A 947-nucleotide genomic window follows, 5' to 3' on the forward strand; every position below is an offset into this window, starting at 1 on the left:
GACGTCATCATTGTCGGTTCCGGACCGGCCGGCTACACCGCTGGTGTCTACACCGCGCGCGCTGAGCTCCAGCCCCTGCTCTTCGAGGGAACCCAGTTCGGTGGCGCCCTCATGACCACCACCGAGGTCGAGAACTTCCCCGGATTCCGCGAAGGAATCATGGGCCCCGACCTGATGGAACAGATGCGTGAGCAGGCACTTCGCTTCGATACCGACATCCGCACCGAGGACGTCGAAGAGATCGATCTCAGCGGCCCGATCAAGACGGTCGTCGCGAACGGCGAAACGTACGCCGCGCACGCGATCATCCTCGCCATGGGCGCGGCAGCCCGTTACCTCGGCATTCCCGGTGAAGAACGCCTCCTCGGCCGCGGCGTCAGCGCCTGCGCCACCTGCGACGGCTTCTTCTTCCGTGACCAGGACATCGTCGTGGTCGGCGGCGGCGACTCCGCGATGGAAGAGGCAACCTTCCTGACCCGCTTCGCTCGCTCGGTCACCCTGGTGCACCGCCGCGAGGAATTCCGCGCCTCACGGATCATGCTCGAGCGCGCCAAGGCCAACGAGAAGATCCGCTTCCTGACCAACGCGGAGCCCGTCGAGGTCCTCGGCGAGAACAGCGTCACCGGGCTCGTCGTTCGTGACACCGTCACGGGTGAGACCTCCACACTCGAGATCACCGGCATGTTCGTCGCCATCGGCCACGACCCGCGCAGTGAGCTCGTCAAGGGCCAGGTCGATCTCGACGACGCCGGATACGTGCGCGTCGCTCCCGGTTCCACCGCGACCTCCGTCGACGGCGTCTTCGCTGCCGGTGACCTGGTCGATCACACGTACCGTCAGGCGATCACCGCTGCCGGCACCGGATGCTCCGCAGCAATCGACGCCGAACGCTGGCTGGCCGACCGCGGCGACATCACCGCCAACACGCTCGACGCAGCCGGCCACAC

1 protein-coding gene is annotated in these 947 nt (G+C 66.7%); it reads left to right on the forward strand.

Annotated elements, in window-relative coordinates; all coding sequences use genetic code 11:
- Positions 1-947 (forward strand): thioredoxin-disulfide reductase (gene trxB / locus QM609_RS29150; protein WP_283337661.1); only part of this gene is annotated, 947 nt, incomplete at both ends.

The sequence above is a fragment of the Rhodococcus sp. IEGM 1302 genome (genome assembly GCF_030056935.1).
In the GTDB taxonomy this organism is placed as follows: domain Bacteria; phylum Actinomycetota; class Actinomycetes; order Mycobacteriales; family Mycobacteriaceae; genus Rhodococcus_F; species Rhodococcus_F qingshengii.